Consider the following 25715-nt stretch of genomic DNA (forward strand, 5'->3'; position numbering starts at 1 on the left):
ACAGATTCCCCTTTTTGTCGCTGCGCGACATCTTCCCCCGGACCGGGGGAAGTCTTTCCTCAAAGGGGGAGCCCTTGGCAAAACCGCAAACTTTGTATGGACTGCCAAAGCCTCTCACTTTGGGAGAGGTGGCATTGCGTAAGCAATGACGGAGAGGGCGAGGACGCTATCGGAAACTTACTTCTTTTTCAAAAGTCATATTTTTCCCGCAAAACGCATAAAAAGTGCTTGACAGCGCTTTCTGCCTGTGGTAGAATAACCGGGTAAAGAAAGCAGCTACGGCCTGTGCCGCGCTCGCCTTGTGGGGTCGGAATCCCCGGGCTATACCCGAAAAGCAGTTCATCTTTGTGTGGATTGCGGCTTTTGAGTGAATTTTTGCGCGGCTGTCCTGAAAATGGGCGGCCGCGTTTTCTATGCCAAATATTGCAACAAAATGGATTTTGTTTGGAGGTGCATTCATTATCGCTACCGCTGGAAAGTCGAAGGAACTGGAGATCAACGGTCAGATCCGTGACCGTGAGGTCCGTCTGATCGGTGCAGACGGCGAGCAGAAGGGCGTTGTGTCCATTCAGGTGGCTATGCGCGCTGCAGAAGAGGCCGGACTGGATCTGGTCAAGATCGCACCGCAGGCCGTCCCGCCTGTGTGCAAGGTGCTGGACTACGGTAAGTACCGTTTTGAACAGCAGAAGAAGGAGAAGGAAGCCAAGAAGAACCAGAAGGTGGTCGAAGTCAAGGAGACCCGCCTCTCGCTCAACATTGACACCAACGACTTCAATACCAAGCTGAACCAGACTGCCAAATTCCTGGCAGCTGGCCACAAGGTTAAGGTTTCGATCCGCTTCCGCGGCCGTGAAATGGCGCACAGTGCTCTGGGCGCAGACGTGCTCAAGCGTTTTGCCGAGGCTCTGCCGCAGGCATCCACCGACAAGCCGCCGGTGCTCGAGGGCCGCACGATGTCCATTCTGCTGATCCCGAAACCCAATAAGGACTAATTTTAGGAGGAAACTAAAATGGCTAAGATGAAACTGAAGACGCATTCCGGCGCTAAGAAGCGCTTTAAGCTGACCAAGAACGGCAAGATCAAGCGCGGCCACGCATTCCGCAGCCACATCCTGACCAAGAAGACCACCAAGCTGACCCGTGGCTATCGTCAGCCCAGCTACGTTGATAAGACCAACGCAGCTACCATTAAGAGCATGCTGCCCTACGCCTAAGAGCGAGCCGCAGGCACAAACATTCTACTACAGATAACTAAAGGAGATATATAAAATGGCACGTATCAAGGGCGCAACCATGACTCACAAACGTCGTAAGAAGATGCTGAAGCTGGCCAAGGGCTTCTACGGCTGCAAGAGCAAGCACTTTAAGATGGCCAAGCAGCAGGTCATGAAGAGCGGCAACTACGCTCTGGCTGGCCGCCGCATGAAGAAGCGTCAGTTCCGCAACCTGTGGATCTGCCGCATCAACAATGCAGTCCGTCCTCTGGGCATGAACTACTCCACCTTCATGGCAGGCCTGAAGAAGGCTGGCATCGAGCTGAACCGCAAGATGCTGTCCGAGATGGCCATCAACGATCCCAAGAGCTTTGCAGCTCTGGTCGAGACCGTCAAGAACGCCTGATCAAGAACCTGAATCGTGACGCCCGCGTATACGCGCGGGCGTCCGTTTTGTATCCGGGGTTCTTGCGGACGAAAACAGTGTTTCAGGGCAGTGCCCTGCCGCAGGAGCTTTTGTGGCAGACGCTGCCCTTTTTGCTTTTTTACAGATGAATGCCCGCTTTCAGCAGGAGGAATACAATGGACGAAAAGATCACCAGCCGGGAAAACGCAAAGATCAAATATGCCTGCCGCCTTTCTTCCGGCGCGGCATTCCGCCGCAGTGAGGGCCGCTTTCTGGCCGAGGGCCGCAAACTGTGCCCGGAGCTTGCCCGCGGCGCACAGCTGGAGACCTTGTTTTATACCGAGAGCGCCATGGCAAAGTGCCCGGAGCTGGCAGACCTGCCCGGCGAGCACTACCTTGTGGAGGATCACGTGGCCGACAAGCTGGCCGATGTGGGCACCCATCAGGGGGTGTTCGGCGTATTCCGCACCCCGGTGCACGGCTTGGACGAGGTGAAGACCGGCGGGCGGTATCTGGCGCTGGAACGGGTGCAGGACCCCGGCAACGTGGGCACCCTGCTGCGCTCTGCAGCTGCCTTTGGCTTTGACGGCGTGATCCTGAGCGACGGCTGTGCCAGCGTGTGGGCCCCCAAGACCCTGCGGGCTTCCATGGGAGCCGCCGTGCGCATCCCGGTGATCGAAGCCGGTGCCATGCCCGATGCCATTGCCCAGCTGCGGGAAAAGGGCATCACCTGCCTTGCGGCTGCGCTGTACAAGTCCCAGCCGCTGAGCGCGGCGCAGGCCAGCTATCCCGGCGGCGTCTGCGTCGTCATCGGCAGCGAGGGCCAGGGCCTGACCGATGAGACCATCGCCGCCTGTACCAGCACGGTGCGCATCCCCATGACCGACCGGGTGGAAAGCCTGAATGCCGGCATTGCGGGCAGCATCCTGCTGTGGCATTTCCGGGAGGAGAGCCTGTGAGGGAGCTTGCCGGGCAGACCGGCCTTTTTCCGCCGGAGCCTGCGCCGGACCCGCTGCTGTGCTGGCTGTGGCTGGCCCACGTGCTGGGCCCGGCCAGCATCCACGCGGGACGTGTGCTGGATGCGTTTGGCGGTGCGCAGGAAGCGTGGGAAGCGCGGGACACCGCTGAATTCCGCGCTGCAGCCGGGGATGCTGCCGCGCTTCGCGCACAGCAGCTGGACCCGGAGCAGTATCACGCACTGGTCATGCGGTGCGATGACCTCGGTGTACGCATCCTGACCTTTGATGACCCGGATTACCCGCTGGCCCTTTCCCGCATTCCGGACATGCCGCTGGTGCTCTACTGCACCGGCGACCCGCGCTGGCTCAATGAACCGGGCACGATCGGCATCGTGGGCAGCCGCAGGCCGACAGAATACGGCCTGAATGCAGCGGCAGACATCGGCGGGGCACTGGCAAAGAGCGGTGCAGTCATCGTCAGCGGCCTTGCCGACGGACTGGACAGCGCCGGACACCGTGCCGCCGTGAAAAACAACTGCCCCACCATTGCGGTGATGGGCGTGCCCATCGACCGCACCTACCCGGCAGCGAATGCGGTGCTGCGGCATAAGATCGAGCAGAAGGGCTGCGTCATCAGCGAATATCCGCCCCGCAGTGAGGGCGTTGGCGCCAATGGCTTTCTGCAGCGCAACCGGCTCATTGCGGCGCTCAGCTCTGCGCTGCTGGTGGTGGAAGCACAGGAGAAAAGCGGCACCATGTCCACCGTGTCCCATGCAGAACGCTATGGGAAACCGGTGTTTGCGGTGCCGGGCAGCATCTACTCGCCCAACTCCGCAGGCACCAACGGCCTGCTGCGGGATGGCCGTGCCCGCGCTGTGAGCAGTGCAGATGACCTGATGGGCCCGCTGGGCCTGCGCCGGCAGAGCACAGCGGCGGTGACGGCAAAGCAGCCGGAGCCTCTGAGCGAGAACGAGCGGAAGGTGCTTTCCTGCATCGGCCCGCAGCCGCTTGGCATTGAGGAGCTCTGCGTGCGCAGCGGCCTGCCCACGGCAGCACTGCTGGGCACCCTGATGAAGCTGGAGCTTTCCGGCAGGGTGCTGTGCATGCCGGGAAAGCGCTATATGATAAAATAGTATAATTTCCGCTGGCGCAGCACACAACAGCTGTGGTATATTATAAAAATAGAGAATCCCGTACTGTGCGCATCGCACAGCGCGTTACCGATAAAGAAGAAAGAAAAACGAATGGGAGTAAACTCGAATGGCGAAACTGGTTATCGTGGAGTCGCCTGCCAAGGCGAAGACCATCGGCAAATATCTGGGCGATGACTACGAAGTCACCGCAAGCATGGGCCATATCCGCGACCTGCCCGCGTCTCAGCTGGGCATCGATGTGGAGCACGGCTATGCTCCGCAGTACATCAGCATCAAAGGCAAGGAAAAGCTCATCAAGGAGCTCAAGAGCAAGGCCAAACACGCAGACGGCGTGCTGCTGGCGACCGACCCGGACCGCGAAGGCGAGGCTATCAGCTGGCATCTGGCAAACATTCTGGGGCTGGACCCCCACGAGCCCAACCGCGTCACCTTTGACGAGATCACCAAAAAGGGCGTCAAGGAGGGTATGGCCCACCCCCGCGCCATTGACGAGGATCTGTTCAACGCCCAGCAGGCCCGCCGGGTGCTGGACCGTCTGGTAGGCTACAAGCTCAGCCCGTTCCTCTGGCGCAAGGTGCGCCGGGGCCTGTCCGCAGGCCGCGTGCAGAGCGTGGCTGTGCGGCTGATCGATGACCGCGAAAAGGAGATCGAGAGCTTCAAGCCCGACGAATACTGGAACGTGGACGCCACTCTCGGCGCAGGCCACAAGAGCTTTACGGCACGTCTGGCTGCCGATGCCAAGGGCAAAAAGCTGCTGCCCAAAAACGAAGCCGAGGCCCGGGCCATTGAAAAGGGTCTGGAAGGGGCTGAGTACGTGGTGGCAGAGCTGAAAAAGGGCAAGCGGGCAAAGCAGCCCACTCCGGCCTTCATCACCAGTACCCTGCAGCAGGAGGCGTCCCGCCGGCTGGGCTTTACGGCAACCCGCACCATGCGCGCTGCCCAGACCCTGTACGAAGGCGTGGATATTGCAGGCCACGGCACCATGGGTCTGATCACCTATATGCGTACCGACAGCCTGCGCATTTCGGACGAAGCGGTGGCTGCCGCCAAGGAGTATATCGCAGGGGCCTACGGTGAAGCCTATATCTGCCCCTACAAGCGCACCTGGAAGACCAAGAGCGCCACTGCCGCGCAGGACGCCCACGAGGCCATCCGTCCCTCGGTGCCGTCCCTGACGCCCGACGAGGTGGACAAGAGCATCAGCGGCGACACCGCAAAACTCTACCGCATGATCTGGAGCCGCTTTATGGCCAGCCAGATGGCAGACTGCCAGCAGGACACCGTGTCCGTCACCGTCAGCGCGGCAGACTACCGTTTCAAGGCCAGCGGCTATACCGTCACCTTTGACGGTTTTACCGCTCTGTACGAGGAAGCCACCGATGAAAAGGAAAAGAAGGAGACCGCTCTGCCCCCGCTGGAACAGGGTCAGGTGCTGAAGCTGCGCGAGCTGAAGAGCGAGCAGAAGTTCACCCAGCCGCCCGCCCGTTACACCGAAGCGACCCTCATCAAGGCGCTGGAAGAAAACGGCATCGGCCGTCCCTCCACCTATGCGCCCATCATCACCACCATCATCGACCGCGGCTATGTGGAGCGCGACCAGAAAAAGCTCAAGCCCACCCTGCTGGGCCGGGCGGTGGATGGCCTGATGCTGGAGCAGTTCCCCCACATCGTGGACGTGGACTTCTCTGCCCAGATGGAGAAGAATCTGGATAAGATCGAGAGCGGTAAGGCCGACTGGCACAAGACGGTGGATGACTTCTATCAGGGCTTTGCCGCCAGTCTGGAGCAGGCCGAAAAGAACATGGAAGGCAAGAAGGTCAAAGTGCCGGACGAGCCTTCCAGTGAGGTGTGCGACCTGTGCGGCCGGCCCATGGTCATCAAGGTGGGCAAGTACGGCAAGTTTTTGGCCTGCAGCGGCTTCCCGGAGTGCCGGGGCACCAAGCGTCTGGTCAAGGATACAGGCGGCATCTGCCCCAAGTGCGGCAAGGGCCGTATGCTGGAACGCAAGAGCTCCAAGGGCCGCATCTATTACGGCTGCGAGCGCTACCCGGACTGCGATTTCATGACATGGGATACCCCGGTGCCCACCAAGTGCGAGAAGTGCGGCAGCACCCTGTTCCGCAAGGGTTCCAAGCTCTACTGCGCAAAGGAAGGCTGCGGCTTTGAGATGCCGGTGCCGAAGAAGGACTGATAAATAAAAGCCTTCCTCCGGACGGGGAAAGCTTTTCAGAGAATACGCTACAACCTCCCTCTTTGGCAAAAGCTCCCCCTCGGGGGAGCTGGCATTGCCGCAGGCAATGACTGAGAGGGTTGGAGCAAAGGAAAAACCAAATGAGCGAATACAAAGTAACCATTCTGGGTGCGGGTCTTGCGGGCTGCGAGGCGGCTCTCTGGCTGGCGGGCAAGGGCGTGCAGGTGGACCTGTACGAGCAGAAGCCCGTTCACTTTTCACCCGCGCACAAGAACGCAGGCTTTGCGGAGCTGATCTGCTCCAACAGCCTGAAAGCGGAACGGCTGGACTCTGCCTCCGGCCTGCTGAAGGAAGAGATGCGGCGGATGGGCAGCCAGCTGCTGAACGCTGCCGAGACGGCCCGTGTGGCCGCAGGCGGTGCGCTGGCGGTGGACCGCGATGCCTTCAGCGCCGAAGTGACCCGCATGGTGGAAAGCTGTGAAAATATCACCGTCCACCGGGAACGGGTGGAGCACATTGACGAGACTGCCCCCATTCTGGTGGCCACCGGCCCCCTGACCGACGGCGCACTGGCCGACGAGATCGGGGCTTTGACCGGGGACGAGCGTCTGCATTTCTACGATGCTGTGGCCCCCATCGTCACCGCCGAAAGTCTGGACTACAACAAGGTGTTTGCCGCTTCCCGCTATGACCGGGGCGAGGCTGACTACCTGAACTGCCCTTTCAACAAGGAAGAGTACGAGAAATTCCACGCGGCTCTCGCGTCTGCCGAGCGTGCCCCTCTGCACGACTTTGATACCGGCGCAGAGCAGAGCGCTCAGCCTGACCCGGACGCCCACGGCAAAAAGGCCGACACCGTCACGGTCTACGAGGGCTGCATGCCCATTGAGATCATGGCTGCCCGGGGCGCCGACACCATGCGGTTCGGTCCCCTGCGCCCGGTGGGCCTTGTGAACCCCAACACCGGACACCGCCCCTGGGCCAATGTCCAGCTGCGGGCCGAAAATAAGGAACGCACCCTGTATAACATCGTGGGCTTCCAGACCAACCTCAAGTGGGGCGAGCAGAAGCGGGTGTTCAGCATGATCCCCGGGCTGGAAAATGCCGAGTTCGTGCGGTATGGCGTCATGCACCGCAACACCTTCCTCGATGCGCCCCGGGTGCTCAGCGCCCAGCTGTGCCTGAAAGAGCACCCCAATGTGTTCTTTGCAGGGCAGATCACCGGCTTTGAGGGCTATATGGAAAGCGCTGCCTGCGGCCTGCTGGCGGCCCGCAGCCTGTATGCCCGTCTGGAAGGAAAGGAGCTGCCCGCCCCGCCTGCCGACACCATGTGCGGCGCACTGGTGCAGTACCTGACCACCGAGAACAAGCACTTCCAGCCCATGGGCGCGAATATGGGCATCCTTCCTCCGCTGCCGGAGGAGAGCCGCCCGCGGGACAAGCGCCTGCGTTACATGGCACAGGCCCAGCGCGCTGTTGCCAGCTTCCAGCATTGGCTGGATGAAACTTCTCTTTAAGAAGGGAGAAAAGCTATGAAGATTATCGTGGACATGATGGGCGGCGACAACGCCCCTCTGGCTGTGCTGGAGGGTGCCGCACAGGCCGTGAAGGAGTACGGCGTCAACGTCGTCGGCGTGGGCGACGAAGCGCTGGTGCGCAAGACCGCACAGGAAAACAGCATCCCGCTGGACGGCATCGAGCTGGTGAACTGCACCGAGGTCATCGACATGTGCGATGAGCCTGCCCGTGCCATCCGCCAGAAGAAGGACTCCTCCATCGTGGTGGGCCTGAACATGCTCAAGGACGGCAAGGGCGACGCCTTTGTTTCGGCCGGCAGCACCGGCGCGCTGCATGTGGGCGCAAGCCTCATCGTGCGCACCCTCAAGGGCATCAAGCGCCCGGCTCTGGCTACCATGGTGCCCGCTAAAAAGCAGGCCTACCTGCTGCTGGACTGCGGTGCCAATGTGGAGTGCCGTCCTGAGATGCTGGCGGCGTTCGCCGTCATGGGCAGCTGCTATGTGAACAAGGTGGAAGGCCGCCGCAGCCCCAGCGTGGCGCTGGCCAACAACGGTGCGGAGGAGAGCAAGGGCACCCCCATGCTCAAGGAAGCCCACCAGCTGCTCAAGACCACCCCCGGCATCCGCTTTGTGGGCAACATCGAACCCCGCGATGTGCCGGGTGGCGAAGTGGACGTGGTGGTGTGCGACGGCTTCACCGGCAATGTGATTCTCAAGCTGACCGAGGGCGTGGCAAAAATGCTGCTGGGCATGCTGAAGCAAATGTTCCTCGCAAACCTCGGCGGCAAGCTGGCTTACCTGCTGCTCAAGGGCAGTGTGGCAGACCTGAAGCACCAGATGGACAGCGAGGAATACGGCGGCGCACCCTTCCTGGGTGCAAGGCAGCCGGTCATCAAGGCCCACGGCTCTTCCAAGGCCAAGGGCATCAAGAACGCCATCCGTCAGGCAAAGATCTGCGTGGAGAACGATCTGTGCGGCACCATGCAGTCTGCGCTGGATGAGCTGGCTGCGGCACAGAAAACTGAGGAATAAAAGGGAGTAAAAACGACCATGAGCCATCAGTTGGAAACAATTATTGGTTATAAGTTCAAAAATCCGGAGCTGCTGGAGATCGCGCTCACCCATACCAGCTATGCCAACGAGAGCCGCACCCCGGTCAAGCACAACGAGCGGCTGGAGTTTCTGGGCGACAGCGTGCTGCAGATCGTCTCGGCAGACTATCTGTTCCACGCCTATGCGGACCGGCCGGAGGGCGATCTGACCCGCATCCGCGCCAGCCTTGTCAGCGAGGGCGCCCTATTCCAGTTCGCGCAGGAGATCGATCTGGGCGAATACCTGCGCCTTGGCCGCGGCGAGGAGCGCTGCGGCGGACGCACCCGTCCCAGCGTGGTGTCGGACGCCTTTGAGGCGGTCATTGCCGCGCTGTATCTGGACGGCGGCATGGAGGTGGCCCGCAAATTCATCCTGCCCTTCATCACCGAGGGCAAGCACGCCGAGGCTGACTACAAGACCCGCCTGCAGGAGATCGTGCAGCAGAACCCGGAAGAGCGCCTGAGCTATGTGGTGGAAAGCGAGTCCGGCCCCGACCACGACAAGCATTTCGTGGTGGCGGTGCGGTTCAATTCTGACCGCGTGGCCCGTGGCGAAGGCCGCAGCAAGAAAGCCGCAGAGCAGTGCGCCGCGAAAGAAGCGCTCAAGCTGCTGGGCGTGATAAAGGAAAAGTAAATGGTATTCAAAGAACTGGAGATCCAGGGCTTTAAAAGCTTCCCCGATAAGGTCAAGATTCGCTTTGATGCAGGCGTGACCGGCGTGGTGGGCCCCAACGGCTCCGGCAAATCCAACCTTTCGGACGCGGTGCGCTGGGTGCTGGGCGAGACCAGCTCCCGCCAGCTGCGCGCGGCAGGCAAGATGGAGGACGTCATCTTTGGCGGCACCCGGCGGCGCGGAGCCATGGGCTTTGCACAGGTGCGGCTGACGCTGGACAACGCCGACCATACCTTTGATCTGGACGCGGACGAAGTGACCATTGGCCGCAAGTATTACCGCTCCGGTGAGAGCGAGTATACCATCAACGGGCAGGTGTGCCGCCTGCGGGATGTCTATGAGCTTTTGCTGGATACCGGCATCGGCCGCGACGGCTACTCGGTGATCGGGCAGGGCCGCATCGCGGAGATCGTGGCCGCAAAAAGCAGCGAACGCCGCGAGATCTTTGAGGAAGCCTGCGGCATTGCAAAATACCGCTACCGCAAGACCGAAGCCGAGCGCCGCCTTGCTGCGGCGGGCGAGAACCTTGAGCGCCTGCGGGACATTCTGGGCGAACTGGAAAGCCGGGTGGGCCCGCTGGAAAAAGAAAGCGCCAAGGCAGAAAAGTTTCTGGAGCTGAGTGCCCGGCGCAAGACGCTGGAAGTGACCCTCTGGACCGACGGCGTGCACCGCGCCCGGGAGACCGTGCGCCAGCAGGTGCGGGACTACGAGACGGCGCAGGCCGATTACGAACGCTTTGACCGCGAGACCAGAGCCGCCGAGCAGGAGGCTGAGGAGATCCGGATGCAGGCACAGCAGCTGACGGTTGCCGTCGAGCGCCTGAATGGGGATATCCGCAGCATCACCCAGCAGATCAGCGGGTCGGAGAGCCGCATCGCCGTGCTGGAAAACGACATCCTCCGCAACGAGGAGAGCGCCGCATCCCTGCGGGAAGAGATCAGCGCCGGGGAACAGGACAGCACCGAGGCACAGGCCGCCTTGCAGCGTCACCGGGCCGTGGCAAAGACCATGGAAGCGGAAGGCGAAAAGCTGGCGGCAGAGATCGATGCACTGAACGCGGAGATCGCCCGCCTGACCGATGCCAGCAGTGCCAGCGGTGCCCGCAAGGACACCCTGAAAGCGGAGCTTGCTGACCTGACGGCCCGGCGCACCGAAGCGCAGGTGGCGCAGGCCGCTGCCGAAGCTGCCGGGGAAACAGCCCGCCAGCGCCTGCCCGCCCTCGAAGCGAACGCAGAAGAGAGCACCGCCCAGCGGGACGAGGCAAAGCGGGATCTGGAAGATACCATAAAATACCGCCGGATGCTGGAAGAAAACGAAAAGCAGCTGGCGAATGTCCGTTCCGGTCTGGAGCTCAAGCTGAAAAGCCGCAAAGCCGCGCTGGACGATGCCGACGCGGCAGAGCAGAAGCTTGGCCGGGAGCTGGATGCCGCCCGCCAGCGTCTTTCGGTGCTGCGGGAGCTGGAAAAGAACATGGACGGCTACCAGAACTCGGTCAAGGCCGTCATGCGTGCCGCCGGTGCCCGCCGTCTGCGGGGGGTCATCGGGCCGGTGTCCGCTATCCTGACGGTGGAGCCGGGCTGTGAGGTGGCTGTGGAGACCGCCCTTGGCGGCGCACTGCAGAACATCGTGGTGGAAAACGAGGCCGCCGCCAAAGCGGCCATCGCCCTGCTGCGCAATGACAATGCGGGCCGCGCCACCTTCCTGCCGCTGGACACCGTCCAGCCCGGCGTGTTCCGGGGGCGTCTTTCCGGCACGGCGCGGCTGGCTTCCAGCCTTGTGCAGGCCGACCGCCGGTACGACAACATCGTATCAAATCTGCTGGGCCGCATCATCGTGGTGGACGACATCAACGAAGCCTCCCGCGTGGCGCGGGATAACGGCTTCCGGAGCAAGGTGGTCACCATGGACGGTCAGGTGGTCAATGCAGGCGGCAGCTTTACCGGCGGCAGTGTCCAGCGCAGCGCGGGCCTGTTCACCCGCAAGCAGGAGATGGAAGAGCTGCGGGTAAAGGCTGCAAAACTGCAGAAGGACTGCCTTGCCGCGCAGGAAAAGACCGACCGCTGCAAAGAGCAGGCAGATGCCCTTCAGGCAGAGCTGACCGCCACGGCCAGTGAACAGATCACCGCAGCCAACGACAGGGTGCGTGCCGAGGCAGAGCAGAAGCGGCTGGAAGCTGCCGTACAGCAGCAGGAGAGCACTCTTGCCGCCCGGCAGCAGGAGATCGATGCCCTGAAAGCGTCCCTTTCCGAGAGCCAGAGCAGGGCCGAGGGCGCTGCTGCTCTGCAGGCAGAGCTCACAGCAAAGGTCGATCTGCTGACGGCTGAAATGAACCGCATCGCCGAGGGAGACGACAGCTTTGTGGCGCAGCAGACGGTGCTGAACCAGAAGCTCAGCGCAAAGCGGCTGGAACAGGTGACCCGCCAGAAGGACGCCGAGCTGGCCTACAGCCAGATCGCTGCGCTGGAACAGCGGGCACAGGATGCCGCCGCACGCCGCGCCTCGCTGGAAGAAAGCCTTGGGGCACTGGCACAGCGCAGCGAGAGCTGCCGGGCAGAAATTGCAGCCATCCGGCAGGCAAAGTCCGACAGCCAGACCGAGATCACTCAAAAAGAAAAGGCAATCCGCGAAGCCACTGAACAGCGGCTGGAACGCCAGCAGGCAGAGACTGCGGCACTGGGCCGGGCGCGCACTTCCTCCGACAGCCGCGAGGAGATGGGCCGCGAAATGGCCCGCCTTGCCGAACGCAAGGCCGCAGCCGAGACCGAGTACGACCAGACGGTGGCAAAGCTGTGGGATGAGTACCAGCTCTCAGTGAGTCAGGCAGAGAACCTCTGCGTGGAGTTCGAGAGCCTGACGGCCCTGCGGGCACAGGTGGCAGAACTGCGGGGCAAGATCCGTGCCCTTGGCAGCGTGAACGTCAGCGCTATCGAGGAGTACAAAGAGGTCCGGGCCCGCTACGACGCCCTTGTGCATCAGGTGACCGATGTGGAGGAAAGCCGCCACGAGCTGATCCGCATGATCTCCAAACTCTCGGCGCAGATGCGGGAGATCTTCACTGACAGCTTCCGCGCCATCAACGAAAACTTCGGCCGGGTGTTCACCGAGCTGTTCGGCGGCGGCGAAGCCAGCCTGCTGCTGGAGGATGAGGCCGATGTGCTGTCCTGCGGCATCGGCATCCGGGTGGCCCCGCCGGGCAAGGTCATCAAGAACCTGGAAGCGCTTTCCGGCGGTGAACAGGCGCTGGTGGCCATCAGCATCTACTTTGCCATTCTGGCGGTGAACCCGGCACCGTTCTGTATTCTGGACGAGATCGAGGCCGCTCTGGACGATGCCAACGTGGTGCGGTTTGCCCAGTATCTGCGCCGGGTGAGCGACAAGACCCAGTTCATCGTCATCACCCACCGCCGCGGTACGATGGAAGCCGCAAATGTGCTTTACGGCGTCACCATGCAGGAGGACGGCGTGTCCAAACTGCTCAGACTGGATCTGGAACAGGTTGACGCCACGCTGGTTTCCTGATATATATTAAAGAAAAAGATAGGAGGACACTATGAGGTTCTTCGGATTTGGCAAGAAAAACAAAGAAAAAGAACAGGAAAAAATGAAAACGGGTCTGGAAAAGACCCGCACCGGTTTCTGGGGCAATATCCTCAACACCCTCATCGGCAGCGTCATCGACGACGAAATGTACGATGATCTGGAAGAACAGCTCATCCTTGCGGATGTGGGCGGCGAAGTGGCCGTGCGTCTGGTGGACAAGCTGCGGGACCGGGTGCGCGAGAAGGGCCTGAAGACCGGCGAAGAAGCGGCAGATGCCCTGCGGGACATCATTGCCGAGGAGATGACGCCGGAGGCTGAAATGGACCTTTCCGGAAAGCCTGCCGTCATTCTGGTCATTGGAGTGAACGGCGTGGGCAAGACCACCAGCATTGCAAAGCTGGCGGATTACTACACCCGCGAGGGCAAAAAGGTGATGCTGGCCGCAGGCGATACCTTCCGTGCCGCCGCCAGCGAACAGCTGGAGATCTGGGCAAAACGCGCCGGTGTGCCCATTGTGAGCGCAGGCGAGGGCGCAGACCCGGCGGCTGTCATTTTCGACACCGTAAAGTCTGCCACCGCACGCGGCTATGACATGGTCATTGCCGACACCGCAGGCCGTCTGCACAACAAATCCAACCTGATGGCAGAGCTTTCCAAGATCAGCCGAAGCGTCAAAAAGGCCAGCCCCGAGGCCAGTCTGGAGACCCTGCTGGTGCTGGATGCCATCACCGGCCAGAACGCCATCAGTCAGGCCAAGGAGTTCTGCAAGGCTGCAGATGCTACCGGCATCATCCTGACCAAGCTGGACGGCACCGCCAAGGGCGGCTGCGTGGTAGCGGTCAAGCAGCGTCTGGGCCTGCCGGTGCGCTTCATCGGCGTGGGCGAGGGCATCGACGACCTGCTGCCCTTTACCCCGGAGGGCTTTGTGGAAGAGCTGCTCCCGCGCCAGTGGAAGCACTAAGGAGGGCCGCAGCATGAAGATTTGTGCAGCCACCGGCAACGCCGGAAAGCTCCGCGAACTGCGCCGCATTCTGGAAGCGCAGGGCCACGAGGTGGTCAGCCAGAAGGAGCTGGGCATCACCATCGAGCCGGAAGAGACCGGCACCACCTTTGCCGAGAATGCCCTCATCAAGGCCGAGACCATCTGCAGGGCAAGCGGCCTGCCCACCATCGCCGATGACTCCGGCCTGTGCGTGGATGCGCTGGGCGGTGCGCCCGGCGTCTACAGTGCCCGCTACTGCGGCCGCCACGGCGACGACGAAGCCAACAACGACAAGCTGCTGGACGCCATGCAGGCTGTGCCTGCCGGGCAGCGCGGTGCAAAGTTCGTCTCAGCGGTGTGCTTCATCCTGCCGGATGGGCGGCATCTGACCTGCATGGGCGAGTGCCCGGGCAGCATCGCCTTTGAACGGCTGTGCGGGGACTACGGCTTTGGCTACGACCCGCTGTTCATCCCCGCCGACTGCGGCGTGGGAAAGCACGAGAAGCGCCCCAACACCGAGGGCCGCAGCTATGCCCAGCTGACCCCGGATGAAAAGGACGCCATCAGCCACCGCGGCAACGCGCTGGCGGAATTGGAAAAAGAACTACCTGATTTTTTGAAATAAAAGGAGAAAAACTATGCTGACAAGCAAACAGCGCGCCATCCTGCGCGGCAAGGCAAACACCATGGACCCCGTTTTCATCGTGGGCAAGGGCGAGATCGACGAGACCATGATCCAGGGCGTGAAGGACTGCCTCGACGCCCGTGAGCTCATCAAGCTCAAGGTGCTGGAAAACAGCATGTACAACGCCCGCGAGGCTTCGGTCAAGCTGGCTGAGGCCACCGGTGCCGACTGCGTACAGGTGATCGGCTCCAAGTTCGTGCTGTACCTGCAGAAGAAAAAGGACAGCGCCTACGCTGATCTGCTGAAGTAAAAATGAAAGTTCTTCTCTACGGCGGTACATTTGACCCGCCCCATAACGGCCACCTGAACAATCTGCGCGCTGCCGCTGCCCGCGTGCAGCCGGATAAGGTGGTGGTGATGCCTGCCGGGCTTTCGCCCTTCAAGCAGAAGACCTCTGCGCCGGGCGCACTGCGGCTGGAAATGTGCAGCTGCTTCCATGCACTGGAAGAGGATGCGGACACGATCCCGCAGCTGGAAGTCAGCGGCTGGGAGATCGAGCAGGCCGCTGCCGGAAACCGCAACTATACGGTGCTCACGGTGGAAAAACTGGCCCGGGAAAATCCCGGTGCACAGCTGTACCTTGCCATTGGCAGCGATATGCTGCTAAGCTTTGACGGCTGGCACCGCTGGCAGGATATCCTGCGCCTTGCCCATCTGGTAGTCACCAGCCGCCATGTGGGCGACGACCCCGAGCTGCACGCAAAGGCTCTCCGGCTGGACCCCACCGGGGCACGCATCCTGTTTGCACCGGTACAGGCGCTGCCCATGGCCAGCAGCGACATCCGCACCCGTCTGACTGCAGGCGAAGGGTGTGAAGTTGAGCTGCCGGAGGCGGTGCGGGCGGTCATCCGCCGGGAGAAACTCTACAAAAAGGAAGTATCAGCCAATGAACCTCAAACAGGCAAAGGAGCTTGTGCGCAGCCGCTTGAGCGATAAGCGCTATGAGCATACCTTGAATGTGAAAAAAATGGCCGTCAAGCTGGCAAAGATCTACGGTGAGGACGAGGAGCGGGCCGCGCTGGCAGCCCTGCTGCACGACTCGGCCAAGGAGATCAGCAAGGATGAGATGCGCGAGATCCTGCGCGCTTACCCCCAGTATGCCGAGGGCGGTGAAGAGCGCCCGGCCCCGGTGTGGCACGGCGTGTGCGCCGCCATTCTGGCCCGCACCCAGTGGGGTGTGACCGACGAAGCGGTGCTTAGCGCTATTGCCTGCCACACGGCGGGCAAACCCGGCATGACCCGGCTTGACAAAATTTTGTATCTGGCCGATATGACCAGCGCGGAGCGGGATTGGCCCGGCGTGGAAAAGCTGCGCAAGCTGGAAAAAAAGGATCTGGATGCCGCTATGCTGGCCGCGCTGAAGCAGACCAACGATTTTGTGCTCTCGCAGGGCAAGCCCCTTGACCCGATGTCCAAGGCTGCCTATGAGGATATCCTCGCCCGCAGCGGGAAGAATGAACGGTGAGAGCACAGCTGCTCTGAAACAAGCGGAAACAGAAAACGGATTGCAGATTTCGTCGGATAATGCTATACTAAAGACTATGACAGGTCTTGCAGAGAACCTTTTGCACGACTGTGAAAATCTGGAGGATACAAAAAAGCATGAGCCAGACGCCACGCCATATCAATACCGATCGTTCGCTGAAGCGCCCGGAGCGGGCGGCAGATGCACCGCGTCACGCCGCGTCCAGCACGGATGCAAAGCAGAGCACAGGCGGTGCACACAATGAGCCGCCGCGCCGCCCGGCACAGGGAGCAGGGCAGAAGCCGCCGCGCCGCCGCAAAAAGAAAAAGAAAATGCCCCTCTGGCTGCCTTTTGCAGTGGTCATGGCCATCATCGCGGTGATCTCCGGTGTGGTGGTGTACGGAGTCAGCCTTGTAAACAAGGTGGAGGACAGCATCCGCCCGGACGACAGCACCCCTACCATTGAGGAAGAGGTGAAGACAGACGAGGAATACAAGGGCGATGTGGTGAACATTCTGGTCTGCGGCATCGACTATGAAGAGGGCCGCAATTATTCCAACGACCCCACCTCTAACGACGGCATGACCGATATGATCCTGTACGTGCAGTTCGACATCAAGAACGGTGCACTGCGGATGCTGCAGATCCCCCGCAACAGCCTTGTCACCACCAAGAACAAAAAGATCACCCTTTCCAATGGCAAGACCTACGCCGCCACGAATTATCAGATCAACTCGGTGGCAATCTCCAACGGCGGCAGCATCGCCGCTCTGGCCGATGTCATCTACGATCAGTTCCGACTGCCCATCGATTACTATGTGACGGTGGATATGCAGGCACTGGTGGATATGGTGGATAACTTTGGCGGCATTGAGGTGTATATCCCTCATGATATGTCCTACGGCGGCAGCAAGCTGCTCAAGGGCTACCGCAATCTGAACGGTGCATCGGCAGAGTTCTTTGTGCGCTGCCGCCATGGCGACGGCTACGCCAATTCCGATATCGACCGCCTGAACATGCAGCGCTATTTCTATGCCGGCCTGTTCAAGCGTGCCCGCGCCATGGGCGTTACCGATATCCTGAACCAGCTGCCGCTGGTGTTCAAGAACTATATCAAGACGGATATGGACATTTCCACCATTGCAAAGCTGGTGGTGTCCTTCCTTAAGCTCGACAGCTCCAACATCATTCTGGCGCAGACACCGGTGTTCATGGGCGTGCCCAACGTGGGCAAGACCGACACCTTTGCCGGTTACTCCTGCGTGGTGCCGGATGCGGGTTCCATTGCAAACCTGCTCAACCAGTATTTCTGCACCTACACCGGCCCCATTGATGTGAGCGAAATGAACCTTGTCACCGACGAGTGGCCCCACGGCAGTGCATCCACCGATGCCAACGTGCAGTATATGGGCCGCATCGATAAGGAGTCGGACGATGCCATCCTGAACGGCGATACAGACCTTGATGGCGCTGTTACCACCGACGGTCAGGCCGCAGGCTCCGCAAACTGAAACTGACAGAAAGGAAAAACATATGGAGAACTTCAACGACAGCAAGGCGCTTGCCATTGAGATCGCAAAGATCCTGGATAAGAAAAAGGCCCACGATGTGCGCGTGCTCAAGGTGGAAAGCCTGACCGTGCTCACCGATTACTTTGTCATTGCCTCCGGCACTTCCACCACGCAGGTGGCGTCTCTGGCCGACGAGGTGGAGTACGAGCTTTCCCAGAAGGGTCTGGAGCCCTACAGCACGGAGGGCTACGACTCCAAGAACTGGGTGCTGCTGGATTATTCCAACGTCATCGTGCACGTATTCGTGCCCAACACCCGCACCTATTACGATCTGGAGCACCTGTGGGCAGATGGTGAGCCCATTGATATCTCCGAGTACCTCACCCCCGACAGCACCCTTGAATGATTCAGGCAAACAGCTGTCTACCTGAAAAAAGAACCCTCTCAGTCAGGGCGTCCGCCCTGACAGCTCCCCCGAAAGGGGGAGCTTGCGCAAAAGAGGGAAGGCTGCGGTCTGCACAAAACCTCTCCCCTTCGGGAGAGGTGGCATCGCGCAGCGATGACGGAGAGGGTTTTCTGGCAAAGGCAGATAGCTTGAAAGCATACGCCCCCAAGCAACGGTATTTTGGATAAAGTCTGGAGCTGATTAACAACATGAAGTACGATTACAAGGCAGTTGAAGCCAAGTGGCAGAAGGTGTGGGAGGACGAAAAGACCTTCCATGTCGAGATCGACCACAAAAAACCCAAGTTCTATGCACTGGTCGAGTTCCCGTATCCGTCGGGTGCCGGCCTGCATGTAGGCCATCCCCGCAGCTACACCGCGCTGGACGTGGTCAGCCGCAAGCGCCGTCAGAACGGCTACAATGTGCTGTATCCCATGGGCTGGGACGCTTTTGGCCTGCCCACTGAGAACTTTGCCATGAAGAACCACATCCACCCGGCCATTGTCACCAAGAACAATGTGGACCACTTCCGCAGCCAGCTGAAGGCTCTGGGCTTCTCCTTTGACTGGGACCGCGAGATCAACACCACCGATCCGGAGTATTATAAGTGGACCCAGTGGATCTTCCTGCAGCTGTATAAGCATGGCCTGGCTTACAAGAAGGAAATGAACGTCAACTGGTGCACCGGCTGCAAGTGCGTGCTGGCCAACGAGGAAGTTGTCAACGGCGTGTGCGAGCGCTGCGGCAGCGAGGTCGTTCACCGTGTCAAGAGCCAGTGGATGCTCAAGATCACCGCTTATGCCGATAAGCTGATCGATGGTCTGGACGGTCTGGATTACATTGAGCGCGTTGCCACCCAGCAGAAGAACTGGATCGGCCGCAGCCACGGCGCAGAGGTCAACTTCGGCACCACCGCAGGCGATACCCTGACCGTGTACACCACCCGCTGCGACACCCTGTTCGGTGCCACCTACATGGTCGTTTCTCCGGAGCACGCTATGGTCAAGGAGTGGCTGGACAAGGGCATCCTCAAGAATGCCGATGCCGTCAAGGCCTATCAGGCCGAGGCAGCCCGCAAGAGCGACTTTGAGCGCAGCGAGCTGAACAAGGAAAAGACCGGCGTCAAGCTGGAAGGCGTCATGGGCATCAACCCGGTCAATGATACCGAGATCCCCATCTTTATCTCGGACTACGTTCTGTCCACCTACGGCACCGGTGCCATCATGGCTGTGCCCGCTCACGACACCCGTGACTGGGAGTTTGCCAAGAAGTTCGGCCTGCCCATCATCGAGGTGGTCAAGGGCAATACCCCGTCCAATCTGGACGAAGCCGCTTTCACCGATGTGGCCACCGGCACGCTGGTCAACTCCGGCTTCCTGAACGGCCTGTCTGTCACCGATGCAAAGAAAAAGATGATCGACTGGCTGGAGGCAAACGGCAAGGGCTGCGATAAGGTCAACTACAAGCTGCGCGACTGGGTGTTCAGCCGTCAGCGCTACTGGGGCGAGCCCATCCCCATGGTCAAGTGTGAAAAGTGCGGCTGGCAGCCCCTGCCCGAGAGCAGCCTGCCCCTGACCCTGCCGGACATCACCGATTTTGAGCCGGGCCCGGACGGCGAATCTCCGCTGGCCCGCCACAAGGATTGGGTCAAGACCACCTGCCCCTGCTGCGGCGGCCCTGCTACCCGTGAGACCGATACCATGCCCCAGTGGGCCGGTTCTTCCTGGTACTTCCTGCGCTACATGGACCCCCACTGCAAGGATGCCATTGCGTCCAAGGAGGCTCTGGAATACTGGTCTCCGGTGGACTGGTACAACGGCGGCATGGAGCACACCACCCTGCATCTGCTGTACAGCCGTTTCTGGCATAAGTTCCTGTACGATATCGGCGCTGTGCCTTCTCCGGAACCCTACCAGAAGCGCACCGCTCACGGCATGATCCTGGGCCTGAACCCCCACAGCTTTGTCAACCTGCCCGCTGAGGAGCAGGAAAAGCTGCTGAAGGAGTACGGCAGCCAGAAGGCCGCTGAAAAGGCTCTGGAAGAAAAGTACGGCGAAATGGCACGCCACCCCATCGTGAAGATGTCCAAGTCTCTGGGCAACGTCATCAACCCGGACGAGGTGGTGGACCAGTACGGTGCCGACACCATGCGTCTGTACGAGATGTTCATGGGCGACTTCGAGCAGGCTGCACCGTGGCAGACCTCTGCCATCGCAGGCTGCAACCGCTTCCTGGACCGCGTGTGGGCACTGTCCGACAAGCTGGTGGAGGGCGAGGGCTATCGTCCGCAGGTGGAGACTCTGATGCACCAGACCATCAAGAAGGTGGGCGCTGACATCGAGACCCTGAAGATGAACACCGCCATTGCCCAGCTCATGACGCTGGTGAACGCCCTGTACGACAACGGCGGCGCGACCAAGGCCGAGCTGGAGACCGTTGTTCAGCTGCTGAACCCGTTTGCTCCCCACATGACCGAAGAGCTGTGGGAGAAGCTGGGCCACAGCCACGATGAGCAGCTGGCTTACTATCCCTGGCCCAAGTACGAAGAGGCCAAGTGCGTGGAGAGCACGGTGGAGATCGCTGTGCAGGTGAACGGCAAGGTGAAGGCCCGCCTGAAGGTGGCAGCCGACATCGACGCTGCCGCCGCCATTGCCGCCGCCAAGGCTGACCCCGCTGTTGCCGCCGCTCTGGAAGGCAAGCAGCTGGTGAAGGAGATCTACGTCAAGGGACGTCTGGTCAATCTGGCCGTCAAGGGCTAAACCCCGATACCCTGCCGTACGGCTGGATATACAACTACCCGCAGAGGCGGACGAACGCATAAAACACCCGGGAGCGTCTGTTCAAAATCTTTTCAAAGATTTTGGGCAAAAAACTTTCAAAAAAAGGTTGACGAACCAGAGAAAATGCGCTATACTGTCTACTGTTAGTTACCATGTAACAACGAAATTCCTGCCTCACGGTCCAAGGGAGGGAATAAGATGTCGGAAATTCGTGTTAAAGAGGGCGAGTCGCTGGAAAGCGCACTGCGTCGCTTCAAGCGCAGCACTGCTCGCAGCGGTGTGCTCGCAGAGGTCCGTAAGCGCGAGGCTTACGAGAAGCCGTCTGTCAAGCGCAAGAAGAAGTCCGAAGCAGCCCGCAAGCGCAAGTTCAAGTAATTGATCGCTTGAAATCGCTGTTGCTTTAGATTTCATACGCGTTGCTAACGCCGATGTAGGAGAGCCTGATTTCAGGCTCTCCTATTTTCATTTATGAAAAAGATAAACATCCTCGCCCTCCCCGTCATTGCTGCGCAACGCCACATTCCCCACTCTGTCGCCGCAGGTGACAAAAAGGGGCGTAAGCTGCTGGACGCGAAGCGGACTGAGAGGGCGAGCTTTCTGTGCTGAAGAGAAAAGGTTTTATCTTTTCGGAGAAGAATATACTTTTGCAAAAGCCGTAAAAAGCTCCCCCTGTCGGGGGAGCTGTCGAGCGAATGCGAGACTGAGAGGGTTTTACCTATGTTAGTTACCCCCGAATATGTTTTCAAGGATGTCACCCACATCACGCCGGAATGGCTGGCGGCAAAAGGCATCACTGCGCTGGTGCTGGATATCGATAACACCCTCACCGCCGACCGCAGTCAGGAGCTGCCGGAAGAGGTGGCCGGGTGGCTGGACATCATGCGCAAGGCGGGTGTCAAGCTCACCATCGTGTCCAACGGCGCGGAAAAGCGAGTGCGGCCCTTTGCCCAGAAACTGGGCCTTGCGTACCTGTACCGTTCCGCAAAACCGCTGCCCTTTGCGCTGATAGCGGCACAGCACCGCATGGGCGTGAAGCGCCGTCAGATGGCGATGGTGGGCGACCAGCTCTATGCCGACCGCATGGCGGCAGCGCTGTACGGCATTCCGGGCCTGATGGTGGTGCCCCGCGGCCCGGACCTCGGTGCGCAGGTCATCCTCAAACGCAAGTGGGAGAAAAAACACTGGCAGAAATACTATGACCGGGGAGGCAGGACCCTGTGAGTGATTGGAAGATCCGGTTCGGCACTGCAGGCACCAGCGACAGCTTTGCAGCCCAAGGGTACAAGAGCAGTCTGGACGTGCCGGAGTACACCGCAAAGATGGGGCTGAACGCCTTCGAGTACCAGTGCGGACGGGGTGTGCGCCTGGGACTGGACAAGGCCGCAAAAATGGCCGCACTGGCCGGGCCGAAGGATATTCTGTTCAGTGTGCACGCACCTTATTATATCAGCATGTCCAGTCTGGAAGAGGACAAGCGGCTCAACAGCATCCAGTATCTGCTGCAGAGCGCGGCGGTGTGCAGGGCACTGGGCGGCAGGCGAATTATTTTCCACTCCGGCAGCTGCGGCAAGCAGAGCCGGGAAGCGGCCCTTGAAAAAGCGCTGGATACCATGCGCCGTGCCGTGGAAGCGCTGGATGAAGCGGGCTTTGCCGATATGACTCTCTGCCCGGAGACCATGGGCAAGATCGGCCAGCTGGGCACACTGGACGAGGTGCTGGCGCTGTGTGCGGTGGACAGGCGCATCACGCCCTGCATCGACTTCGGCCACCTGAATGCCCGCACTCTGGGCGGTATCCGCTCGAAAGAGGACTACGCTGCCATCCTTGACCGCATGGCAGAAAAGCTGGGGGACCAACGGGCAGAGCAGTTCCACGTGCATTTTTCCCGTATCGAGTATTCGGCAGGCGGCGAAAAGCGCCACTGGACCTTTGCCGAGACCCAGTTCGGCCCGGAGCCGGAGCCGCTAATGGAACTGCTGGCCCAGCGGAAGCTGCAGCCAGTCATCATCTGCGAGAGTGCAGGTACGCAGGCTGAGGATGCCGGGGCTATGCAGCAGATGTACTATGCAGCGTGCAAAATGTAAAAAATTTTCTGTTTTCATCGTCTTTTTTGCCGAAACCCCTTGCCAAATGCAAGAGGATTGGGTAAAATAAATAGAGATATGCGTTAAGCATTTGAGATTAAACTAATGGAGGAATTCCTATGATTTCTGCAGGCGAGTTTCGCAATGGCGTGACCTTTGAGCAGGACGGCCAGGTTCTTCAGGTCGTTGAGTTCCAGCACGTGAAGCCCGGTAAGGGCGCTGCCTTTGTCCGTACCAAGACCAAGAACGTGATCACCGGCTCTGTGGTTGAGACCAGCTACAACCCGACCGCAAAGTTCCCGCAGGCTTTCATCGAGCGCAAGGACGTGACCTATAGCTACGAGGATGGCGATCTGTACCACTTCATGGACAACGAGACCTACGATGACATCCCTGTCAACGCAGCCGATGTGCCCGATAACTTCAAGTTCTGCAAGGAGAACGAGCTGTGCAAGCTGCTGAGCTACAAGGGCAAGGTGTTCAGCGTCGAGATCCCCAACTTCATCGAGCTGGAAGTTACCCAGACCGAGCCGGGTGTCAAGGGCAACACTGCCACCAACACCCTGAAGCCCGCTACCGTCGAGACCGGTGCTGAGATTCGTGTGCCTCTGTTCATCAACGAGGGCGACCACATCCGCATCGATACCCGCACCGGCGAGTATATGGAGCGCGTCTGATCCTTTTAACGCCAAACCGGGCTGCGGGCAACCGTCTGCCCGGTTTTTTAAAACTCCGATTTTCTCATTTTAAGGAGGGCATTCGTATGGAACTGAACAAAAAGGCAGCTTATCTGCAGGGTCTGGTCGATGGTCTGGGCATTGATGATACCACCAAAGAGGGCAAGATCATCAAGGCCATGAGCGCACTGCTGGGTGAAATGGCTGAGGTCATCGAGAGCGTGGACGAAGATCTTTCCCGCGCCTACGACCAGATCAACGACCTGAACGATGAGCTGGAAGATCTGGAAGCAGATCTGTACGAGGAGGACGAAGACGGCGAAAGCGAGGACGCTGAGGACGAGGACACCGATGACGATGACGATGCCAAGGATGATGACATCGCCAGCGAGCCGTTCTACGAGGTGGCCTGCCCCAACTGCGGCGAGACCGTTTATGTCAGCGAGGATGATCTGGATGCAGGCGAAGCCAACTGTGCGCACTGCGGCGTGACCTTTGAGGTCGCTCTGGAAGGGGACGGCGAAGATGACGCCGAGGACGGCCCCGTGCAGTACGAAGTGACCTGCCCGGAGTGCGGCACGACCTCTGTGTTTGAAGAGGACGAGCTGCTGGACGGTGCACCCAAGTGCCCCAACTGTGGCAAGCCCCTCGACTTTGAAGTGACCGAAGAGTAAAAATCCTGCCGTGGAAGACAAACAAAAAAGCTGCTGCACATTTGCTGTGCAGCAGCTTTTTGCTTACTGTGCGTTTGCCTTCTGCAGCCAGATGCTGCCGATGTCCAAAGCATTGTACAGACCGATCTTGGTCGTCTGACGCATCACGCGCTCCTGCGGAGCCTTGGTGGTGTCGGTAGAGAGCAGCATCAGGTGGACCTTGTCTGCAACCTGCTGATCGCCCACAGGCTTGGTGGTCATGATCTGCAGATAAAGCACGTATGGGTCGGTCATATTGCCGTAGTACAGCTCATTGTCCTTGCGGACGAGGGGCTTGCCTTTATAAGTCAGTTTTGGAGTGAATGCCATCGTGAAAGCCTCCCTATCAATAGTAGTTCAATTCAGTATAACACATCTGTGGTGCAGGATGCAAGCTTTTGTACCCGCAAAAGGCAGGCTTTTTGCACACAATGGCATGCCTGCGTGCAAAAAAATCTGCAATTTTAGGCACTCTGGCAGAAAACAGGGCTTGTAGCGGCGCACAGATATGGTATACTAAAAGCAGAAAAAGCCCGGGCGGACCGGTGCGGAAAAGTGAGGGAAAACACCATGGCAGACTATCAGGAATACCGGCGGCGGGTGCTGCGCAGGCGCTGGCGCAGGCGGTTCATGGCGACAGGGCTTTTGCTGCTGCTCTTGATGGTGGGAGCCATCGGGATGCTGTGGAAAAGCCTGCACCGCGAAACGAGCCCCTCCGGCATGGGGCAGAACACCATCCTGCAGGAAGTGACACAGGACGACACATGGAACACGGTTTCCTATGCAGTGGCGCGGCCGCTCACGGTGCAGGCGCTTGCAGGCAGCACGGCCACGGCACTGGATTTCCGCATGGCGGCTGTGCCGCAGAGCACGGCTGTGGAAAAAAGCTGGTTCAACGATGTGAGCTTTTTGGGCGACAGCCTGACGCAGGGGATGCAGCTGTACGAGGAGGGAATGCAGAATGCCATGTTCTGCGCCTACAAGGGTGTGGGCCCGAATGTGATCGTCAATGGCACCACCTGCAAGCGTGCCGATGGCACGACCGAGGTGCCGCTGGAAGCCCTGACCGCTCAGAACCCAAGGGCGGTGTATCTGCTGCTGGGGACCAATGTACTGGGCCGCGATACGGACTATTCCAGCTTTCTGACCTACTACCGGCTGATGCTGGACATGCTGAACCAGACATTGCCGAACACCAAAATTTACGTGCAGTCGATCACGCCGGTGCGTCCGGAGGTGAGCCAGAAGTCCGGCCACGAGGGACTGAACCGTGACAGGCTGTACCAGATCAACAATGAGCTGGCAGCCATCGCATTGGAAAAGGACTGCTATTTCCTCAACCTGTGGGAAGTGCTGGCAGACGAAAACGGCGATCTGATCGAGAGCTATGCTCAGCCGGACGGCTACCACCTGAGACCCGCCGGTTATGCGGCATGGGTGGACTACCTGCGGAGCCACACTGCAGAGTAAAAAGAACAAGGGGCTGCTGCACTGAGTTTGGTGCAGCAGCCCCTTGTTGTGTGGGACGATTTGAAATGCCCTCCGCGTTGCTCTGAGCCACGTTTTCACAGAGAAAAGCTGCTAACGGAAGCGGCCCCTTCTGTGAAAATGCGTTTGTCGCGGCCCGCAGGCCGCGACAAACGCGAAAT

Annotated in this window: 25 protein-coding genes; 24 read left to right on the forward strand and 1 reads right to left on the reverse strand. The window is 59.9% G+C overall.

What is annotated here, in order from left to right:
* The first annotated feature begins 440 nt into the window (after positions 1-440).
* From infC to ACKXF9_RS07405, 23 genes are all read left to right on the forward strand, one after another.
* Entirely contained in the window at positions 441-992 is a 552-nt protein-coding gene (infC, locus tag ACKXF9_RS07295) for a translation initiation factor IF-3 (protein ID WP_212792169.1), read from the forward strand.
* Positions 993-1010: 18 nt separating this feature from the next.
* Entirely contained in the window at positions 1011-1214 is a 204-nt protein-coding gene (rpmI, locus tag ACKXF9_RS07300; RefSeq protein WP_005928215.1) for a 50S ribosomal protein L35, read from the forward strand.
* A gap of 55 nt (positions 1215-1269) precedes the next feature.
* A complete protein-coding gene (rplT, locus tag ACKXF9_RS07305) occupies positions 1270-1620 on the forward strand; it encodes a 50S ribosomal protein L20 (RefSeq protein ID WP_005928218.1) in 351 nt (116 codons plus the stop codon).
* Between the two features lie 176 nt (positions 1621-1796).
* On the forward strand, positions 1797-2579 hold the full coding sequence (locus tag ACKXF9_RS07310; RefSeq protein ID WP_418265714.1) for a TrmH family RNA methyltransferase: 783 nt from the start codon (positions 1797-1799) through the stop codon (positions 2577-2579).
* A complete protein-coding gene (dprA, locus tag ACKXF9_RS07315; RefSeq protein WP_418265715.1) occupies positions 2576-3712 on the forward strand; it encodes a DNA-processing protein DprA in 1137 nt (378 codons plus the stop codon). Before ACKXF9_RS07310 ends, dprA begins: the two co-directional genes overlap by 4 nt.
* 127 nt (positions 3713-3839) lie before the next feature.
* On the forward strand, positions 3840-5924 hold the full coding sequence (topA, locus tag ACKXF9_RS07320; protein WP_249238341.1) for a type I DNA topoisomerase: 2085 nt from the start codon (positions 3840-3842) through the stop codon (positions 5922-5924).
* Between the two features lie 140 nt (positions 5925-6064).
* A complete protein-coding gene (trmFO, locus tag ACKXF9_RS07325) occupies positions 6065-7441 on the forward strand; it encodes a methylenetetrahydrofolate--tRNA-(uracil(54)-C(5))-methyltransferase (FADH(2)-oxidizing) TrmFO (RefSeq protein WP_249238342.1) in 1377 nt (458 codons plus the stop codon).
* A gap of 15 nt (positions 7442-7456) precedes the next feature.
* Positions 7457-8473, forward strand: coding sequence for a phosphate acyltransferase PlsX (plsX, locus tag ACKXF9_RS07330; protein ID WP_418265716.1), 1017 nt, complete (start codon positions 7457-7459; stop codon positions 8471-8473).
* A gap of 18 nt (positions 8474-8491) precedes the next feature.
* The gene (gene rnc, locus ACKXF9_RS07335; RefSeq protein WP_223451991.1) at positions 8492-9166 is read left to right on the forward strand and encodes a ribonuclease III; all 675 of its coding nucleotides are present in this window, start codon (positions 8492-8494) and stop codon (positions 9164-9166) included.
* The gene (gene smc, locus ACKXF9_RS07340) at positions 9167-12724 is read left to right on the forward strand and encodes a chromosome segregation protein SMC (protein ID WP_418265717.1); all 3558 of its coding nucleotides are present in this window, start codon (positions 9167-9169) and stop codon (positions 12722-12724) included.
* A 31-nt stretch (positions 12725-12755) separates the two neighbouring features.
* The gene (gene ftsY / locus ACKXF9_RS07345; protein ID WP_418265718.1) at positions 12756-13706 is read left to right on the forward strand and encodes a signal recognition particle-docking protein FtsY; all 951 of its coding nucleotides are present in this window, start codon (positions 12756-12758) and stop codon (positions 13704-13706) included.
* A gap of 13 nt (positions 13707-13719) precedes the next feature.
* Positions 13720-14352: an RdgB/HAM1 family non-canonical purine NTP pyrophosphatase gene (gene rdgB / locus ACKXF9_RS07350; protein ID WP_348583813.1), complete on the forward strand. Its 633-nt coding sequence runs from the start codon at positions 13720-13722 to the stop codon at positions 14350-14352.
* A 13-nt stretch (positions 14353-14365) separates the two neighbouring features.
* Complete coding sequence (locus ACKXF9_RS07355; RefSeq protein WP_005944364.1) at positions 14366-14662, forward strand: YhbY family RNA-binding protein; 297 nt, start codon at positions 14366-14368, stop codon at positions 14660-14662.
* 2 nt (positions 14663-14664) lie between these two features.
* Positions 14665-15348 carry a nicotinate (nicotinamide) nucleotide adenylyltransferase gene (gene nadD / locus ACKXF9_RS07360; protein WP_418265719.1) on the forward strand — a complete coding sequence of 228 codons (684 nt, stop codon included), beginning with the start codon at positions 14665-14667 and terminating at the stop codon, positions 15346-15348.
* Positions 15299-15877, forward strand: coding sequence for a bis(5'-nucleosyl)-tetraphosphatase (symmetrical) YqeK (yqeK, locus tag ACKXF9_RS07365; protein WP_418265720.1), 579 nt, complete (start codon positions 15299-15301; stop codon positions 15875-15877). Before nadD ends, yqeK begins: the two co-directional genes overlap by 50 nt.
* Positions 15878-16014: 137 nt before the next feature.
* Positions 16015-17388 (forward strand): LCP family protein, encoded by a 1374-nt coding sequence (locus tag ACKXF9_RS07370; RefSeq protein WP_418265721.1) that lies wholly within the window; start codon positions 16015-16017, stop codon positions 17386-17388.
* Positions 17389-17410: 22 nt separating this feature from the next.
* Positions 17411-17794, forward strand: coding sequence for a ribosome silencing factor (gene rsfS, locus ACKXF9_RS07375; protein ID WP_005944348.1), 384 nt, complete (start codon positions 17411-17413; stop codon positions 17792-17794).
* Between the two features lie 248 nt (positions 17795-18042).
* Entirely contained in the window at positions 18043-20592 is a 2550-nt protein-coding gene (gene leuS / locus ACKXF9_RS07380; protein ID WP_371290443.1) for a leucine--tRNA ligase, read from the forward strand.
* 219 nt (positions 20593-20811) lie between these two features.
* A complete protein-coding gene (gene rpsU, locus ACKXF9_RS07385; RefSeq protein WP_005928271.1) occupies positions 20812-20988 on the forward strand; it encodes a 30S ribosomal protein S21 in 177 nt (58 codons plus the stop codon).
* Between the two features lie 342 nt (positions 20989-21330).
* Positions 21331-21834, forward strand: a complete 504-nt coding sequence (locus ACKXF9_RS07390) for a YqeG family HAD IIIA-type phosphatase (protein WP_418265722.1) — start codon at positions 21331-21333, stop codon at positions 21832-21834.
* Positions 21831-22697, forward strand: a complete 867-nt coding sequence (locus ACKXF9_RS07395; RefSeq protein WP_418265723.1) for a TIM barrel protein — start codon at positions 21831-21833, stop codon at positions 22695-22697. The genes ACKXF9_RS07390 and ACKXF9_RS07395 overlap by 4 nt, the downstream gene beginning before the upstream one ends.
* Positions 22698-22816: 119 nt before the next feature.
* The gene (gene efp / locus ACKXF9_RS07400; protein ID WP_005928281.1) at positions 22817-23374 is read left to right on the forward strand and encodes an elongation factor P; all 558 of its coding nucleotides are present in this window, start codon (positions 22817-22819) and stop codon (positions 23372-23374) included.
* Positions 23375-23460: 86 nt separating this feature from the next.
* A complete protein-coding gene (locus ACKXF9_RS07405) occupies positions 23461-24048 on the forward strand; it encodes a CD1247 N-terminal domain-containing protein (RefSeq protein WP_418265724.1) in 588 nt (195 codons plus the stop codon).
* Positions 24049-24111: 63 nt separating this feature from the next.
* Here the strand turns inward: ACKXF9_RS07405 and ACKXF9_RS07410 are convergent, their stop codons facing one another.
* Positions 24112-24396 (reverse strand): hypothetical protein, encoded by a 285-nt coding sequence (locus ACKXF9_RS07410; protein WP_118526302.1) that lies wholly within the window; start codon positions 24394-24396, stop codon positions 24112-24114.
* Between the two features lie 225 nt (positions 24397-24621).
* Here ACKXF9_RS07410 and ACKXF9_RS07415 point away from each other — a divergent pair, with 225 nt between their 5' ends.
* Entirely contained in the window at positions 24622-25536 is a 915-nt protein-coding gene (locus ACKXF9_RS07415) for a GDSL-type esterase/lipase family protein (protein ID WP_418265725.1), read from the forward strand.
* Positions 25537-25715 lie beyond the last annotated feature (179 nt).

Source organism: Faecalibacterium sp. 9 (assembly GCF_048320955.1).
In the GTDB taxonomy this organism is placed as follows: domain Bacteria; phylum Bacillota; class Clostridia; order Oscillospirales; family Ruminococcaceae; genus Faecalibacterium; species Faecalibacterium wellingii.